General features: G+C 57.7%; 17 protein-coding genes. 4 read left to right on the forward strand and 13 right to left on the reverse strand.

Going from position 1 to position 15,543, the window contains the following annotated elements:
• Positions 1-92: 92 nt before the first annotated feature.
• A complete protein-coding gene (locus RUE5091_RS09755) occupies positions 93-1,016 on the forward strand; it encodes a GlxA family transcriptional regulator (protein WP_058281702.1) in 924 nt (307 codons plus the stop codon).
• 17 nt (positions 1,017-1,033) lie between these two features.
• Here the strand turns inward: RUE5091_RS09755 and RUE5091_RS09760 are convergent, their stop codons facing one another.
• The 8 genes from RUE5091_RS09760 to napF are packed head-to-tail and all read right to left on the reverse strand — an operon-like array spanning position 1,034 to position 7,540.
• A complete protein-coding gene (locus RUE5091_RS09760) occupies positions 1,034-1,291 on the reverse strand; it encodes a hypothetical protein (RefSeq protein WP_058281703.1) in 258 nt (85 codons plus the stop codon).
• A 13-nt stretch (positions 1,292-1,304) separates the two neighbouring features.
• A complete protein-coding gene (locus RUE5091_RS09765; protein WP_058281788.1) occupies positions 1,305-2,006 on the reverse strand; it encodes a NapC/NirT family cytochrome c in 702 nt (233 codons plus the stop codon).
• A gap of 29 nt (positions 2,007-2,035) precedes the next feature.
• Positions 2,036-2,473 carry a nitrate reductase cytochrome c-type subunit gene (locus RUE5091_RS09770; protein ID WP_058281704.1) on the reverse strand — a complete coding sequence of 146 codons (438 nt, stop codon included), beginning with the start codon at positions 2,471-2,473 and terminating at the stop codon, positions 2,036-2,038.
• Between the two features lie 12 nt (positions 2,474-2,485).
• A complete protein-coding gene (gene napH / locus RUE5091_RS09775; protein WP_082643604.1) occupies positions 2,486-3,403 on the reverse strand; it encodes a quinol dehydrogenase ferredoxin subunit NapH in 918 nt (305 codons plus the stop codon).
• Positions 3,400-4,218: a ferredoxin-type protein NapG gene (gene napG, locus RUE5091_RS09780; protein ID WP_058281705.1), complete on the reverse strand. Its 819-nt coding sequence runs from the start codon at positions 4,216-4,218 to the stop codon at positions 3,400-3,402. Before napG ends, napH begins: the two co-directional genes overlap by 4 nt.
• Positions 4,219-4,245: 27 nt before the next feature.
• The gene (napA, locus tag RUE5091_RS09785; RefSeq protein WP_058281706.1) at positions 4,246-6,738 is read right to left on the reverse strand and encodes a nitrate reductase catalytic subunit NapA; all 2,493 of its coding nucleotides are present in this window, start codon (positions 6,736-6,738) and stop codon (positions 4,246-4,248) included.
• Positions 6,735-7,028, reverse strand: coding sequence for a chaperone NapD (locus tag RUE5091_RS09790; RefSeq protein WP_058281707.1), 294 nt, complete (start codon positions 7,026-7,028; stop codon positions 6,735-6,737). Before RUE5091_RS09790 ends, napA begins: the two co-directional genes overlap by 4 nt.
• Positions 7,025-7,540, reverse strand: coding sequence for a ferredoxin-type protein NapF (napF, locus tag RUE5091_RS09795; RefSeq protein WP_058281708.1), 516 nt, complete (start codon positions 7,538-7,540; stop codon positions 7,025-7,027). Before napF ends, RUE5091_RS09790 begins: the two co-directional genes overlap by 4 nt.
• Before the next feature lie 200 nt (positions 7,541-7,740).
• On the opposite strand from napF, the gene RUE5091_RS09800 reads away from it, so the two are divergent.
• Positions 7,741-8,913: an acetate/propionate family kinase gene (locus RUE5091_RS09800; protein ID WP_058281709.1), complete on the forward strand. Its 1,173-nt coding sequence runs from the start codon at positions 7,741-7,743 to the stop codon at positions 8,911-8,913.
• 3 nt (positions 8,914-8,916) lie between these two features.
• Here the strand turns inward: RUE5091_RS09800 and RUE5091_RS09805 are convergent, their stop codons facing one another.
• From RUE5091_RS09805 to RUE5091_RS09825, 5 genes are all read right to left on the reverse strand, one after another.
• Entirely contained in the window at positions 8,917-9,390 is a 474-nt protein-coding gene (locus RUE5091_RS09805) for a hypothetical protein (protein ID WP_058281710.1), read from the reverse strand.
• 10 nt (positions 9,391-9,400) lie between these two features.
• The gene (locus RUE5091_RS09810) at positions 9,401-9,658 is read right to left on the reverse strand and encodes a hypothetical protein (RefSeq protein WP_058281711.1); all 258 of its coding nucleotides are present in this window, start codon (positions 9,656-9,658) and stop codon (positions 9,401-9,403) included.
• 142 nt (positions 9,659-9,800) lie between these two features.
• Entirely contained in the window at positions 9,801-10,472 is a 672-nt protein-coding gene (locus RUE5091_RS09815; RefSeq protein ID WP_058281712.1) for a D-lyxose/D-mannose family sugar isomerase, read from the reverse strand.
• 16 nt (positions 10,473-10,488) lie between these two features.
• Positions 10,489-11,415 (reverse strand): carbohydrate kinase family protein, encoded by a 927-nt coding sequence (locus RUE5091_RS09820; RefSeq protein WP_058281713.1) that lies wholly within the window; start codon positions 11,413-11,415, stop codon positions 10,489-10,491.
• 38 nt (positions 11,416-11,453) lie between these two features.
• Positions 11,454-13,544 carry a family 1 glycosylhydrolase gene (locus tag RUE5091_RS09825; protein WP_058281714.1) on the reverse strand — a complete coding sequence of 697 codons (2,091 nt, stop codon included), beginning with the start codon at positions 13,542-13,544 and terminating at the stop codon, positions 11,454-11,456.
• Positions 13,545-13,795: 251 nt separating this feature from the next.
• Here RUE5091_RS09825 and RUE5091_RS09830 point away from each other — a divergent pair, with 251 nt between their 5' ends.
• Positions 13,796-14,497 (forward strand): sugar phosphate isomerase/epimerase family protein, encoded by a 702-nt coding sequence (locus RUE5091_RS09830; protein WP_165590762.1) that lies wholly within the window; start codon positions 13,796-13,798, stop codon positions 14,495-14,497.
• Positions 14,497-15,543, forward strand: a complete 1,047-nt coding sequence (locus RUE5091_RS09835) for a LacI family DNA-binding transcriptional regulator (RefSeq protein WP_058281716.1) — start codon at positions 14,497-14,499, stop codon at positions 15,541-15,543. The genes RUE5091_RS09830 and RUE5091_RS09835 overlap by 1 nt, the downstream gene beginning before the upstream one ends.

Consider the following 15,543-nt stretch of genomic DNA (forward strand, 5'->3'; position numbering starts at 1 on the left):
GTGTTCCCTGGATGGTGGTTGACGAATGAAACGCCACAGGTCAGTGTCGCGACATGCAGAGTTAGTCGAAAAGCATGCAGAGTTAGAAAAAATTGTCCCACCGCTATAACATTCTGCTGTTTGATGGGTTTTCGAACCATTGCCTCGCCAACATGGTCGAACCGCTGCGCGCGGCTAACTCACTGTCACAGCAGACGCTTTATGTCTGGCGATTCTGTTCGCTGGATGGAAAGCCGGTTCAAAGTTCCAGCGGGCTGGTCGTAACCCCGCATGGGGCGCTGCACGATCACAGCGGCGATGTGTTGGCTGTGATGCCATCCTACGGCTATCTGTCGCTGGACACCCGTGCCACCACACGCGCCCTGTTGGGAGCGGCGCGGGCCCATCCACAGGTGGCCGGGCTTGATACCGGCAGTTGGTTGCTTGCGCGGGCTGGGTTGCTGGACGATCACCGCGCGACAATTCACTGGGATGAACTGTCTCGGTTCGAAGAGGCTTTTCCTGCAGTTGACGTGGTACAGGAACGTTTTGTTATAGATGGCAACCGGTTGACCTGTTCCGGGGCGATGGCGGCTTTTGATCTGGCCTCGGCGCTTATACGTCGGGATCATGGCCCGTTGCTGTCGATGGAAGTGGCCCACCTACTGATGAGCCGCAATGCGGTCGATCCCTATGCCTTGCCATTGAAATCCGAAGATACACTAGTCAATCGAGCACTGGCGGTGATGCAGGGAAACGTAGAAACTCCGCTGACGATCACGGATGTCGCTCGCAAAATTGGATGCTCGCAAAAAAAGATCGAGATGCGGGTTCAGGCCGAACTACGCACAACACCACAGGCGTTGTATCGGCGCCTGCGTCTGACTATGGCCCGAAAACTGGCCGAGGAAACCGAACAATCCATTGCGGAAATCGCCAGCCGCTGCGGGTACGAAAACGCTAGCGCCATGACGCGGGCGTTCAAGGCCGAGTTCGGGCGAACCCCGACTGCTTTTCGCAACGGGGCCCCGAATTGATGCAAGGTTAGAGGAATTTAGACCGTTGTACCCTTGATGCGGATGACCGAACCCAACGTGCCTGCGCACAAGCCGATGACGACGGCAATCAACAGCTCGACCATGGCGACATTACCAAAGTTCCAATGGGCGAAGATCACCGTTTCCAGCACGCCGACCACGGCCCCCATCAGACCACCCAGCCACAGACGGCGGGTCATCATTCCAAGCGCAAGGCCCAGAATGCCCGGAAGACTGATGATGTTGGCCCCGATTGTTCCCAGAAGTTCCAGCATATCTCGCCCCTCTTTAATCCGCGCTCTTGTTCAGAAATGACCGGATCTCTTCGCTGCCATCTGCAACTTGATGCGACTGTGTACCCGAGGTTTCAACGGCCAGTTCATCGGTAACCTTTTGGTATTCCTCAAGGTAATCTGATGGCAGGCTATGCGCGATGCCCTGGTGGCAGTCGATGCAGGTCATGTTGTTGTCGATGGCGCGCTGGTGTTCGGATGCGGCGCGGGTCTCCTGAATGGTGAAGTCCATATAGTCGAAGTTGTGACAGTTGCGGCATTCGCGACTGTCCGACGCCTTCATCTTTTTCCAAACGGCAGAGGCCATGCTCAGACGGTGCGCTTCGTACTTTTCCGGCGTGCTGATAGTACCAGCCAGTTCGTGATAGACGTCCTTGACGGCCATGATTTTGGCTTTGATCTTGTGGTTCCATTCATGCGGCACGTGGCAGTCGGAACAGATCGCCCGCACGCCGGAGTGGTTGTTGTAGTGGATCGTCTCGCGATATTCGCCCAGATTGACTTCCATCGTGTGACACGAGGTACAGAATTCCTCGGTGTTGGTCAGTTCCAGCGTCCAGTGGAACCCACCCCAGAACAGGATACCGGCCAAAAAGCCCGCAAGGATCAGAAAGCCCGAGCTGAACGCCACTGCCGGTGTCCAGATCCAGTTCCAGATGCGGCCAAGCCTACCGCGTTTTTCGGGGGAGTCTGCCATCTTGGTGCTCCTTTCAGACATGCGTTGGATTAGTTGCCGGACGAGGGTTCAAACACGTTGTCGACCAACGCAGGCGCGTCTGCCTGAGGCACGTGACATTGGTTGCAGAAATAGCGGGTGCCCGCGATGTGATCCAGTTCGCGGCCTTCGCGATCCAGATAGTGGGTCATCGACAGGGTTGGCGCGTTGCGTTCACCTGCCTTGGTCCAGTCATGGCAGGACAGGCACTGATTGGTGCGCACGTCGATCTGGTATTGTTCGATTGAATGGGGAACCAACGGCGGTTGCTGACGATAGTTGCGCTGCATACGCCCTTCGACATTCTTGTGGATCTGATCGAGTGGAATAAGCTCATCCACATCCGCCCCGCGTAGGGTTTCCACATTGGCCGACTGGGCAAGGGCGAACCCGCTCAGGAGCAAAACGGGGATCAGGGCTATTCCGCCTGTCACGATTGATTTTTTCATCTTGGCACTCCCTTAGATAGGTCTGGCTGCGCGCCGGTTAGGCGCGGGAACTGGATCGGAAGGCGCGGCGACATGGTCGTCGAACCGGTGAGTAAAAGTGAAGACATCGACCGCGCATACGTCGATGCAACGGCCACAGTTGGTGCAGTCCGGAGACAGGATCAGCGGCGTAGTCTCGGGCTTGCCCTTCAAGGCAGGGGAAATGATCTGGTTTTCCGGGCAAACGGCATAGCAGTCCATACAATCGTCGCAGGCCGTGCGGTTTGCGGCGCTGACCCGCAGTAGGCTTTTGATGCCGATCAAGCCATAGAAAGCACCGACCGGGCAGATATGGCCACACCATCCGTGGCGTGCAACGAACAGGTCAAAGACAAAGATCGCAGCGACCATGGCCCAGACAAAACCCGCGCCAAAGATCAGTCCGCGATGCAGCATGGTGATCGGGTTGATCAGCTCCCACGCAATCACTCCGGTCAGGCCCGACACGACCAGAACCATTGCCAGCACCCATAGGCGTGTGCTGCGTTTTGGTTGCCAGCCTTTCGGCAGGTCCAGTCGCCGGTGCAGCCAATTGGCGGCGTCGGTTACCGGGTTGATCGGGCAGACCCACGAACAATAGACACGGCCCCCGATCAGCGCATAGGCGACCAGAACGATCAGCCCGCCGATCAGAGCGGTCAGTTCGGGCCAATGCCCGGCAACGATACTTTGCAGCGCGATAAACGGATCGGTCAGAGGCAACACGCCAAGGGTCAGCGACCCGGCCAGCGTGCCTTGCACGATCCAGATGCCAAACCAGGGACCCAGCAGGAACAGGACCAGAAACAACAGCTGGCTAGTGCGACGCAGCAGTAGATAACGATGCGCACCGATCCAGCCTTTGGTTTCGATGGCTTCGCGGCCGACGGGCATATGCGTGCGCGCACTCATTGGCCCACCCCCGGCAGGTCATAAGTTGGTGCAAAGCCGCCCGGTGTGGCCAGATTGTCTGTGCCCGGTCCCGGCAAGCGATCAGGCAGATCGATCAGGCCGTCCACAAGCGGGCCGCCATGGGCCTCTTTTTCTTCCCAGCCTTTGCGATAATGGTCGGCCGCGCTGCCCCGCGCCAACCGTTCCGGTAGAACCTTGATGGCGGCTTCCGGTAGGACGCAGCTTTTTTCGCACATTCCGCAACCGGTGCAGCGGTCGGAATGTACGGTGGGGATGAACATCGCATGATGACCCGAGCGGGCGTCATGCGAGACCTCAAGTGTGATGGCCTCGTCGATGACAGGGCAGACGCGATAACAGACGTCGCAGCGCAGGCCCTGAAAGTTCAGGCAGTTTTCCTGATCGACCAGAACTGCCACGCCCATTTTCGCATCGTCGATATTGTCCAGCCCCGGGTCCAGCGCACCTGTGGGGCAAGCGGCAACGCAGGGAATGTCGTCGCACATCTCACACGGCACATTGCGCGCCGTAAAATAGGGGGTGCCGGTGGCCACGGCATCCACCCCAAGTTCGGCCAGTTTCAACGTATCGTAAGGGCAGTCCCGCACGCACAGCCCACAGCGAATGCAGGCCGACAGGAACGCCTCCTCAGGCAGTGCGCCGGGTGGACGCAGCGCCTCGGCTGGCAACGCACGGGCATCGCGGGCCAGCCAGGCCAACAATGACCCGGCGACCGCGCAGCCGCCTGCCGCGCGCGCCGAGTCCTGCAGGAAACGGCGCCGTTGCGGCGAGAGTGGAGTACCGGCGAGAGACATGGGGACTACCTTCGCGATTCAGGCCGGTTAGGCGCGCTCGACCTTGCAGGCGCACTTTTTATAGTCGGTCTCTTTCGACAGTGGGCAGGTCGCGTCCAGCGTCAGCTTATTGGTCAGCTGATGTTCGTCGAACCATGGCATAAAGACCAATCCGCGCGGAACCTTGTTGCGCCCGCGGGTTTCGACCCGGCTGGTGACTTCGCCCCTGCGCGTGGACAATACGATCTCTTGTCCACGGCGCAGCCCGCGATCCTTGGCGTCCTGCGGATGCATGTAGACGACAGCGGACGGGAAGGCGCGGTGCAATTCCGGCACTCGGCGGGTCATCGAGCCCGAGTGCCAATGTTCAAGCACACGTCCCGTGGACAACCACAGATCAAATTCTTCATCGGGCTCTTCGGCCGCGGGTTCGTAGGGCGCAAAGATGATCTTGGCCTTGCCGTCCTTGTGGCCGTAGAATTTTACGTCTGCACCTTCGGGAACATACGGGTCAAAGCCTTCGCGGAAGCGGTACAGTGTTTCCTTGCCGTCCACGACCGGCCAACGCATGCCACGGGCCTGATGGTACATTTCGAACGGAGCCAGATCGTGCGCATGACCGCGACCGAAATCGGCGTACTCTTCGAATAGACCTTTCTGAACGTAGAAGCCGAAATGTTCGGCATCGTCATTGTGGAACCCTTCTGCCGTCTCGGACAGTGGGAACTGATCCACCTTACCGTTGGCATAAAGCACATCGAACATGGTCTTGCCGCGATGTTCTGGCATCTTGGCCAGTAGTTCTTCGCCCCAGACCTCTTCGACGGTGAAGCGTTTGGCGAATTCCATCAATTGCCACAGGTCGGACTTGGCCTCACCCGGTGCCTGCACCTGTTGGCGCCAGAACTGGGTGCGACGTTCAGCGTTGCCATAGGCGCCTTCTTTTTCGACCCACATGGCCGTGGGCAGGATCAGGTCGGCTGAAACTGCGGTCACCGTTGGATAAGGGTCAGAGACGGTGATGAAGTTTTCGGGGTTGCGATAACCGGGATAGCCTTCTTCGTTGATGTTGGGCGCGGCCTGCATGTTGTTGTTGCACTGCACCCAATATGCGTTCAACTCACCATCTTTCAGTTTGCGGTGCTGCAGAACGGCGTGGAAGCCGGGTTTGGGCGGAATGGTGCCTTCGGGGATGTTCCACGCGGTTTCGCAAATCTCGCGATGTTCATCATTCGCCACCACCATGTCGGCGGGCAGGCGGTGGGCAAAGGTGCCGACCTCACGCGCAGTTCCGCAAGCCGATGGCTGTCCAGTCAGCGAGAAAGGCGAGTTGCCCGGTTCGGAAATCTTACCCACCAGCAGATGCACGTTATACATCAGCGAGTTCACCCAAGATCCGCGGGTGTGCTGGTTGAAGCCCATGGTCCAAAGGCTCATGACCTTGCGGGTCGGGTCCGCGTATTGCTGCGCGAGTTTCTCTAGCTTGTCCGCCGGAACGCCTGACAGTTCAGAGGTATATTCCAAAGTGTAGGGCGCAACCGCTTCGGCGTATTCTTCAAAGCTGATGCTTTCGAGCTTGCCCGAGTCCGGGTTTTCGGCTTCCTGCTGCAGCGGATTGGTCTCGCGCAAGCCATAACCGATGTCTGTGGCAGTCTTGGTGATGTTGACGTGATTTCTGACGAAATACTCGTTCACCGCGTTGTTCTGGATGATGTAGTTGGCAATATAGTTCAGGATTGCCAGATCGGTCTGAGGTTCAAACACGATGCCGTTGTCGGCCAGTTCGAACGAGCGGTGTTCGAAAGTCGACAGCACGTGGACTTCGCAGCCCGGTTTGGTCAGGCGCGTATCTGTCAGGCGCGACCACAGGATCGGGTGCATCTCGGCCATGTTCGAGCCCCACAGCACGAATGTGTCTGCGTGTTCGAAATCGTCATAACAGCCCATCGGCTCATCAATGCCGAAGGTGCGCATGAATCCGACAACGGCGGATGCCATACAGTGCCGCGCGTTGGGGTCGATGTTGTTAGACCGGAATCCAGCCTTCATCAGCTTGGATGCGGCATAGCCTTCCCAGATCGTCCACTGACCCGAACCGAACATGCCAACACTGGTCGGACCCTTCTTGGCCAGGGCTTCTTTCCACTTGGCGGCCATTACGTCAAAGGCTTCGTCCCAGCTGACAGGCTCGAATTCGCCGTTCTTGTCGTATTCGCCGTTGGTCTTGCGCAGCAACGGCGTGGTCAGGCGGTCCTTGCCATACATGATTTTGGACAGGAAATAGCCCTTGATGCAGTTCAGGCCACGGTTGACCGGCGCGTCCGGGTCACCCTGCGTGGCGACCACGCGGCCATCCTTTGTGCCGACCAGCACCGAACAGCCGGTGCCGCAGAACCGGCAGGCCGCCTTGTCCCAGCGGATATCGGGGGCCCCGGCCTGCGCGTTGGCCTGACCGGTGGCCAGAGGAATGCCAGCGGCTGACGCCGTGGCAGCGGCCGCTGAGGCCTTGAGAAAAGTCCGGCGAGATTCTGAAGTAGTCATAGCGTGAGCCTCCGGCTGGTGGTTTGGCTTTGGGCATCGGGATGCGAAGGTGTCTCCGCAAGATCCTCGAAATGGTGATAGGTTAGCGTCAGTGAGACCACTCCGGGGATCTGATGCAGATCCATGATGATCTCGGACGCCAGTTGATCGGACGTGTCTTCGACGACGACGACGAAACGACCGTCTTCGGCCTGGGCATGCACCTCGACGCCCGGCGTGTCGCGCATCTTTTGCGCTGCGACCTCGGCCCGATCAGGGATGATATGTACTAGGCAACCGCAGATATTCATTGTCTCGCTTCCGTTTGAAAGGTGGGCTGACGGTCAAGCGCGATGGCGTCGACAGGGCAGGGGGTCACGCAGCCGCCACACCCGTTGCAAGCGGCGGCGTCCAGCAAAGGCTCGGCCCGACCACCCAATTGCAACCTGAAGCGGATGGCGTTCTGTTCGCAATTGTCCTGACAGACCCTGCAGCTGACCCCGTTCATGGATAGGCACGAGGCTGTTTCGATCGCTGCGCGCCATGGCCAATCCGGCAAGCGTTCGATTTGCAGGGCGTCTGTCGGGCAGGCCGTGGCGCAATCGCCACAAAACGTGCAGGGGTCTTCACCGGGTTGAAACACTGGGAAACCGTTCTGGTCGATGGCAATGACGGCTTCCTGACAGATGTCGATGCAATCGCCACATTTGGTGCAATGATCCAGAAACCCCGGCACACGTGATCCCGGAGGACGGACAACGTTGCTGTCCTCCCGAAAAATGTTGGCGCTTAGAAACGCCCGGCGGCTTGTCATCTGGCTCATGTGGCTGGACTGTACGCGCTTGATTCCCTTACTAGGTTATCCCAATAGCGATGTTGAATGTGATGAATCTTGATCCAGATCATTATTGGAGCACTTTATTTTCATCTTTTGGAAAATCGCCCGTCGGTTGAAAACGCAAATGAAATGCGAAACCGAAGGATTGATGTTGAAACCTGTACAGGTAAACAAAGGTAAATTTCATGGCTGACCATGTTCTAGCGCTGAATGCTGGGTCTTCTTCGTTGAAATTCGGGCTGTATGAGTTGGTCGAAAACAACCGCCCCAGCATGCGCTGGCACGGCCAGATCGAAAGCTTGGGGGACGCACCTCGCCTGTTGGCGGAGTCTGCAGGGGGGCGCTCGATCAATCAACCGCTAACCGATACTCACGGCCATGACGAGGCGATCCAGGCCTTTCTGGACATGGTCGACGAAAACCTGCCGGACATCCGCATCCGGGCCATCGGCCATCGGGTCGTGCATGGAGGGCCGGTCTATTCGGAGCCCGTGCGGATCGACAAAGGGGTTATGGCTACTCTGACAGGGTTCATTCCCTTTGCGCCACTGCACCAACCCTTTAGCCTTGCCGGTATCCGCGCCGCTAGCAACGCCTTTCCGGACACGATTCAGGTGGCTTGTTTCGACACGGCCTTTCACCGCACCCACCCATGGGTCAACGATACTTTTGCCCTGCCGCAGAGCTACTATGACAAGGGGGTGCGCCGGTATGGCTTTCACGGCCTGAGCTATGATTACATCACGCAAAAACTTAAAGAGATCGCACCGGGCCTATATGATGGCCGTGTGGTCATCGCGCATCTGGGCAATGGCGCGTCGATGTGTGCCGTATCAGGCGGGAGGGCCGTGGCATCCACCATGGGTTTTTCCGCGTTGGACGGCCTGCCGATGGGCACGCGCAGCGGCCAGTTGGACCCGGGGGTCGTACTGTACATGATGCAGCAAGAAGGCATGAGCGCGGAAGAAATCGCCGATATGCTCTATCGCAAATCCGGCCTGCTTGGACTGTCGGGAATGTCGTCGGATATGCGCACCTTATTGGCCGCCGAAACGCCGGAGGCGCGCAAAGCGATCGACTACTACGTGTTCCGTATCCGGCGCGAGTTGGGTGCTCTCTCTGCCGCGCTGGAGGGGTTGGATGCCGTGGTCTTTACCGGTGGTATAGGCGAGAACGCGGCGCTGATCCGCCAGCGGGTTTGCGAAGGGATGCGCTGGATCGGGATTGAGATGGACCCCAACAGAAATGCTGATAACGGCACGGTTCTATCGACAGATTTCAGCCGCGTCCGCATTCTGTTGATCCCTACGCATGAAGAGATGGTGATCGCCCGCGCCGCAGCCCGAATGGTGCCCTAGCCGTTATTCCTCGGGATTATTTTTGCGGCGCTTGGCGTAATTGAGCAGCGTGCTCAGAATGGCACTGATGATATCCGGTGTCAGAGCACCCAGCGGATCGCGCCGGATACCTGTCACGGTGTTGCGCGCGTCGGACAGAGTGTCTTTGACCTCGGTCTCGATATCCATCAATGCCATATCCCGCAGTTCGACCGCTGCCGTCGTATCTGCCTGTGCATTCTGCGTGTTAGCCAGCAACACCAGGATCACGCCCAGCACCAGGTTGGCTCCGGCCATGATAAGGGCTGCCAACGGTTTGGACAGGCTTGCTGACAGCCAGAAAAACCCGGCCACGTTCAGCATGATGACAGCCAGTCCAACGGCCAGCCCCGCCGCAGCGTAGAAACCGGTTCGACGCGCGGCCACCGCGACGTGGCGTTGGGCAATCAACCGTTCGGCGCGCAGGATGATCGAGATATTGCGGGAAATGCGGCTCATGATCAGGCTCCTACCGGGATCGGCCTAGCAGATAGCCAAGCGTGAAAATGCCAAGCGCAAACAGGATTGGCCTTTTGTGAGGAAGATCCTCTAGTTCGGTCAGCGCTTCTTCAAGCTGACCGGTCCAGTTGTCGATGTTCTCGGCGATCTTGTCGGCCACTGTATCGTGTGGTTCCGGCGTGGGTGCCTGTTCGCTGGCCGCAGTTTGCTCGGCCAGTTGGCGGCGCAGATCGGCGACCTGGGCTTCAAGCTCGGCTTTCGTGACCATGGGACCAGTCCCCTTACAGTTGTTGCGCCCATGGGTCAGGGTTAAAGCCCTCACCCGGTTTCGCGACCATGTTAATGCGCTTTTCCGGTTTAAGAAAAGGGACTTATCATTTTGCGGTCCGGGTCAGCCTGAATTTCGCGCATCAGGCATAGTAATCCGCCACCAGCAGGAAATCCGGCGCGACGTCTTCTTCGATGGTTGCAAAGCGCGGGATCGGGTCTTCGAACACGTTGTCGGTGCGGTCGTCATTGACGGTCGAAACCTCGCCAATCAGGCAATCACCCCGTTCGGCCCAGAAGGCGTGCCATATGCCGGGCATCAGGGTGACGCTTTCGCCGGGTTTCAGGCGCAGCAATTCACCGGGTTTGATTGTGACAAGACAACCGTCGCTGGGCACAACAACCGGATTGTCTCGATCAATGCCGCCCTGCGGGTCCGAGGCAAAAATCTCCATTACCAGATCACCACCACCGCGGTTTATGATGTCCTCGGCTTTGATGATGTGGCGGTGCATTGGCGACAGCTGTTTGTCCCGCGACACCAGCAGCTTTTCAGCGTAAAGCATACCTCGGCCGTTGTTCAGATCGGCCACATCGCCGTTGCGCAGGGTGAACAGGAACAGGCCGAGCTCGTCAAAACGACCCTGCCCATAATCGGTAATGTCCCAACCTAGCCCGCGTTCGCGAATGCCTGTGGCCTTTTCACTGCGCATCTGTTCGAGGGACCAGTTGGCAAAGGGGGGCAGAACCGCGCCGAAGGATCGGATAAAAGCCTCGGCCTCAGTTTTGATTGCGTTGATGTCTGAACGTTTCATGTTGGTCTCTTTGGGGTCAAAGTTCGTGCGCCCAGGGCGGGTTGGCGCCGGCGCGGGAAACCGTAAGGGCCGCGACCTCTGCGCCTTTGGCTAGAGCCGCGCGCAGAGTTTCGGCGCTCAGAGTACGCAGAGCGGTTTTGGTCAGGTGACCGCCGCGCTCCAGCTCGGCCAGAATCCCGGCGTTGAACGTGTCGCCCGCGCCGACAGTATCCACCACCTGCACCGGTTGCACGGGGACGGAGGTTTCGGATCCGTCTTTCAGATAGCCCGATGCGCCGTCACCGCCCCGGGTCACGATGACCACGGCGGGTCCGGCCTGTAGAAGTAGCGGCACTTTCTCGGCGATGCTTTCCGGTCCGGGGATGATCCAACCCAGATCCTCATCCGAGACCTTTACGATATCCGCCTGTGCGATCATCCGGTTCAGGCGGGTGCGATATCGGGTCTGATCCTTAATGAAATCCGGGCGGATATTCGGATCAATTATCACCGCCCGATCTGCGCCCTGCCGTTCCAGAAACGCGGCATAAGCGTCGGCGCAGGGTTCACAGGCAAGGCTGATCCCGCCGAAATACAGCGCTGATATCGCGGGCAACTGATCCGGCATATCCTCGGGCATCAGCATGCGATTGGCTGAGTTTTCGTCGAAAAAACTGTAAGAGGCGTGCCCATCTCTTAGCTTTACAAAGGCCAGTGTCGTGGGGCGATCCGACCGGATCACGTGGCTCGCATCCACATGACTGTCTTGAAGGGCATCAGCCAGTTGGTCTCCGAACATATCTGTTGACAGCCCGGTCAACAGACCAACCGGGGACCCCAGCCGCCCCAAAGCAATGGCGGTGTTGAAGACGGCGCCGCCGGAATGGGGCACAAAGCCGGCCTCGCCCGAAACCGTCGGGGTGGCGATCATGTCAATCAGGGCTTCACCGCAGCACAGGATCATGCGGGGTCCTTTCTGTTTTTAGGGGTCGGGCAATAAAATTAACGCGCAAGCGCATTTTTACAGAAGTTGTTGGCGCCAATAATGCCAAATTCTTTCTGCTCTGACACATACAAACTCATCGACTTCCGTAAATCGCTGAACCGTCCACCCGCGTTGAAAGCATCGCGGAACGCATCTGTGAACAGCCAGCGGTTTTTCTCGGCCACTCCACCAACCAGGAACACGCCACCCACAGGCATCAGCACGACAGCAAGATCACCCATCATTGCGCCCAGATAGGTGGTGAACATATTGGCTGTCTTTTCGGCGATCGGATCGACCTGCGCGCGGGCGGCTTCAAGAATGTCCTTGGCGCTACGTTCTGGCGTGTCAGTTTGTCCGTCAGCCATGCCGATCGCACGGTACAGGATCGGCAGACCAGTGCCGCTGAGGAACATTTCTGCCTCAAGCACCAGCGTATCATCAAAGAAACAATTCGGAGAGACATGTCGCGCGGCTTTAAATATCTCGACCTCATCCTCGTGGCGCGGCGACAGGCCGATATGGCCGCCTTCACCGGATGCGGTGTGATATCGACCTTTGGAATACAGCAACGCTCCGACACCAAGGCCGGTCCCCGGCCCCACAACCAAACGCGTTCCGGGTCGAGGGGTCGCGGCACCTTGCAAAACCTCGACATCCTCACCGGTGATTTCGGCCACTGACCACGCGGCGGCGGTAAAGTCGTTGATCACAAAGGTATGCTGAGCACCGGTGGCCTTGCCTATATTGTCTTCGGACAAGTCGAGCTTTGCATTCGTCAGGCGGATTGTACCTTCCTTGACGGGCCCGGCCCCAGCGGCAACTACAGCACGCGGATCAGTGCCGATCTCATCGCGCAAGGCATGAAAGGCATCAAGCAAATCGGGTAGGCTGCCAGTCGGGTATTTGCGCAGATCGGTCAGTTTTCCGTCTGCGATCACTCCTAAGCGCGTATTGGTGCCACCGATATCGGCCACTATATCCCAAGGATTGTGTCTGGTTCCGGCAGTTTGTGGCCGAGGCGATGATATGATCGCATTGGAAAAGGCTGACCTATACGAGCTAGACGTACCCTCCGATTGGTTTTCCCGCGTGCGGGATTTGCCAGTGACTGGGTCACTCGGTCCGTCGTATTTAGTGTCACGATCCCGCAAAGACCGGACAAAAACCCCCTTTAGAGGAACACCCATTTTCAGCGCATCCTGCAAAGCGTTCAGATGTTGCGAGAGGTCATCGCTCTGTCGTGAACCTTCCAGATTGGTCGCGCCGTTTTCGATGACAATGATCGGCAGGTCTTGCGAGTAATCCTGTTGAAAATGGCTCAATTGGCGGACCATGTTGCCTGCGGCCTGACTGTGCCCAGCAAAGCTCAGCCCACACCAATCAATTTGTGCGCCAATGATTTTGAAATCGTCCTGCCAGCCGGTGGATAGATGAGCATCCAATGTTTCAGCCACTGTCGCGGGGTAGGTTTTGTTGAACACAGCTGATGCGAAGAAGTGGTCGCAGACGTCAAAAATCGGATGAGTCTCGCCGACATCCTGTTGTTCAGCGTTTGCGTGATCGAATGAAATGCCAAGGTTGCTCATGCCCAATCCTCGCATCCTGTCGATAGCGTGGCCATGGGCCAGTAGCAGATGGTGCATGGCGCGGGCAGTAGCACGACTTTTATATATATCCTGCGTCTGGATTCTAAAGTGGCGCATGTCGCCGATGCCTGACGGCGCACTGATTGACGCGACACCATGCATACGGTCGCCGATACGTCCCATTATGACTTCGGTGAAATCAGCGAACCATCCCGCGATGTCACGGTTTCGCCATCCCCCAAGATCCGCGAGCGCTGCCGGCACTTCCTCGTGGCAAAGCGTTGCCCAGGGACGGATGCCGTGCGTCAGCAGAGTGTCGATCAGGCGATCATATTGGTCCAGACCGTCTTCGTTCAACGCTCCACGACCTTCGGGCAGAACACGAGCCCAATTGATTGAAAACTGGTAACAATCAAGACCGGTCTCACGCGCCAAATCGAATTCCTGTTCCCTCGCCTGCGCTGACGAAGCCAGACCAAAGAGGAATTCCTCGGGAAAATCAGAGCGGATGTAGTTCATGGTTAGAACCTGTTTTCGCCAGTTGAGCCGCCAGCTAACAGGTCGGCCCTTTGCATACTAGATGTTAGCGGTATCATTATCGATTTAATGCCTTTTGTCAGCACTTCCGATGAAATACCAGCCCCTAAAGGGCGAATCTTGACAAAAGGGGTGCTGCTGCTTCACCTTGATTGAAACGTTTCAATCGAGGATTCTACAACAGGTAGATGCGGATATCGGCACAGCTTTATACAGTCAGGCAGCTAGGGGATTTGGCTAAGCAGCTAAATCTGGTTCGCGCCTGCGGGTTTACAGATGTCGAAACGATTGGCTTTCATGATCTGCCCCTTCTACACCTGACGCAGCAAGTGGCGCAGTCGGGCCTGACCGTCCGATCGGCCCATTTCGATTGGGAGGAGTTCGAATCCCGGTTTGACGACATTCTGACCCTACTTGACCTTTTGAACTGCCGGATCGCTGTGATGCCATGGCTGGTACCAAAGGCACGCCCTGTCACAATCGCAGGTTGGCAGGCTGTAGCAGGCCAACTCTCTTGCTGGGCGGCGCGCTTGGCGGGGTATGGAGTTCGTCTGGCTTATCACAATCATGATTTCGATCTGGCGGGTCGGGTCGGTGAAACGCCCTTGGACCTGATCTTGGCGCATGAGGCGATGTATTGGCAGCCCGATATCGGATGGTTGGCTGTCTCAACGCCGGACCCGACAGCGTTGTTGCAGCGGTACGCAGGGCGGATCATCTCGGTACATGCTAAGGACGCCGCTCAGGGGCAGGGTGATGACCGCTGGCGCAACTTGGGGCAGGGAATTGTGGATTGGCCGCATGTTCTGCGCATTCTGGGTGAAAGCCCATGCAGCGACTTATTTGTTGAACATGACGAAACGCTAGACCACGTCGAAACCCTACGGACGGGCCGAGAATATCTGATGACCCAAATGTCGTCGGAGGTCGGGTGATGGCACGCGCAACGATCAAGTCGATCGCCAGAGAAACCGGCTATTCCGTCGGCACCGTCTCGAATGCCTTGCGCGAGGTTGACTCTGTCAGGGAAGACACGCGGCAAAAGATTCAGGCCGCTGCAGCCCGGTTGGGGTATCGCGTCAATATGGATGGGTTGAAGTTGCGCACCAACAAATCCTACCGCATCGCCGTGCTGGTCAGTGTGTCGTCAGATGCGGCAGAGGAATGGGAAGGGGTTGAGTTCACCCGCGTTCTGGCCGGTATTTCGTCGGCCCTGCAGACGTCGAGATACGAAATGTCTGTGTTCAATGTGGCCGATCTGTCGGACGCCATGACCATTTTGGTGCGGATAGTGCAGGACGGTCTGGCAGATGGTGTCATCTTCTCTGGCACATTGCATGACGATCCACGCATCGCCTTTCTGCAACAACATCGCTTTCCCTTCGTGACCATGGGTATGAGCAACAGCAAGACACCCCATGCATATGTCGATTTCGACAGTCAGGCGGCTGCTTTTGACGCCACCGCACGGTTGGTAGGGTTGGGGCACCGGCGTATTGCACTGGTGAATCCTCCGGCGAAGTTGATTTATGCCGCGCAGCGCCAAACCGGATACGAGCAAGCCTTGGCCGATGGCGGCCTAGCGCCTGACCCGACTCTGATTTTCAATGGCCCCACAACCGCCAGTACCGGGCAATTGTGTTTTGAGGCGTTGCACCAGCTTAAAGACCGCCCCACGGCTTGCATTTGCGCGAATGAGGCGATGACGCTCGGCGTGCTCTCTGCCGCCCATGAGGCCGGTGTGCAGATTGGTCGAGATATGGTTGTGATCTCGACCGATGATTTGCAGCTTAGCCGCTACTTCGTTCCACCAACCACCACCTATTATGTGCCCATCGAAGAAACCAGCCATTTGCTGGGCGAATACATGTTGAAAGCTTTGGATGGGGTCGACTCGTCCGAGACCCAGAAAAAGATCAGGGCCACGCTGATTGAGCGCCAACCTGACACCCCCGCGCCGCAAAAGGCGCCCACGACGTAA

This window comes from Ruegeria denitrificans (genome assembly GCF_001458295.1).
In the GTDB taxonomy this organism is placed as follows: Bacteria; Pseudomonadota; Alphaproteobacteria; order Rhodobacterales; family Rhodobacteraceae; genus Ruegeria; species Ruegeria denitrificans.

Bases quoted from the DNA above. Each gene is read 5' to 3' on its own strand.
- RUE5091_RS09805 (WP_058281710.1), bottom strand. From the start codon at position 9,390: ATGAGCCGCATTTCCCGCAATATCTCGATCATCCTGCGCGCCGAACGG.
- RUE5091_RS09765 (WP_058281788.1), bottom strand. From the start codon at position 2,006: ATGGCAGACTCCCCCGAAAAACGCGGTAGGCTTGGCCGCATCTGGAAC.
- RUE5091_RS09835 (WP_058281716.1), top strand. From the start codon at position 14,497: ATGGCACGCGCAACGATCAAGTCGATCGCCAGAGAAACCGGCTATTCC.
- napG (WP_058281705.1), bottom strand. From the start codon at position 4,218: ATGTCTCTCGCCGGTACTCCACTCTCGCCGCAACGGCGCCGTTTCCTG.
- RUE5091_RS09810 (WP_058281711.1), bottom strand. From the start codon at position 9,658: ATGGTCACGAAAGCCGAGCTTGAAGCCCAGGTCGCCGATCTGCGCCGC.
- napH (WP_082643604.1), bottom strand. From the start codon at position 3,403: ATGAGTGCGCGCACGCATATGCCCGTCGGCCGCGAAGCCATCGAAACC.
- napF (WP_058281708.1), bottom strand. From the start codon at position 7,540: ATGAGCCAGATGACAAGCCGCCGGGCGTTTCTAAGCGCCAACATTTTT.
- RUE5091_RS09770 (WP_058281704.1), bottom strand. From the start codon at position 2,473: ATGAAAAAATCAATCGTGACAGGCGGAATAGCCCTGATCCCCGTTTTG.
- RUE5091_RS09825 (WP_058281714.1), bottom strand. From the start codon at position 13,544: ATGAACTACATCCGCTCTGATTTTCCCGAGGAATTCCTCTTTGGTCTG.
- RUE5091_RS09815 (WP_058281712.1), bottom strand. From the start codon at position 10,472: ATGAAACGTTCAGACATCAACGCAATCAAAACTGAGGCCGAGGCTTTT.
- RUE5091_RS09790 (WP_058281707.1), bottom strand. From the start codon at position 7,028: ATGAATATCTGCGGTTGCCTAGTACATATCATCCCTGATCGGGCCGAG.
- RUE5091_RS09760 (WP_058281703.1), bottom strand. From the start codon at position 1,291: ATGCTGGAACTTCTGGGAACAATCGGGGCCAACATCATCAGTCTTCCG.
- napA (WP_058281706.1), bottom strand. From the start codon at position 6,738: ATGACTACTTCAGAATCTCGCCGGACTTTTCTCAAGGCCTCAGCGGCC.
- RUE5091_RS09800 (WP_058281709.1), top strand. From the start codon at position 7,741: ATGGCTGACCATGTTCTAGCGCTGAATGCTGGGTCTTCTTCGTTGAAA.
- RUE5091_RS09820 (WP_058281713.1), bottom strand. From the start codon at position 11,415: ATGATCCTGTGCTGCGGTGAAGCCCTGATTGACATGATCGCCACCCCG.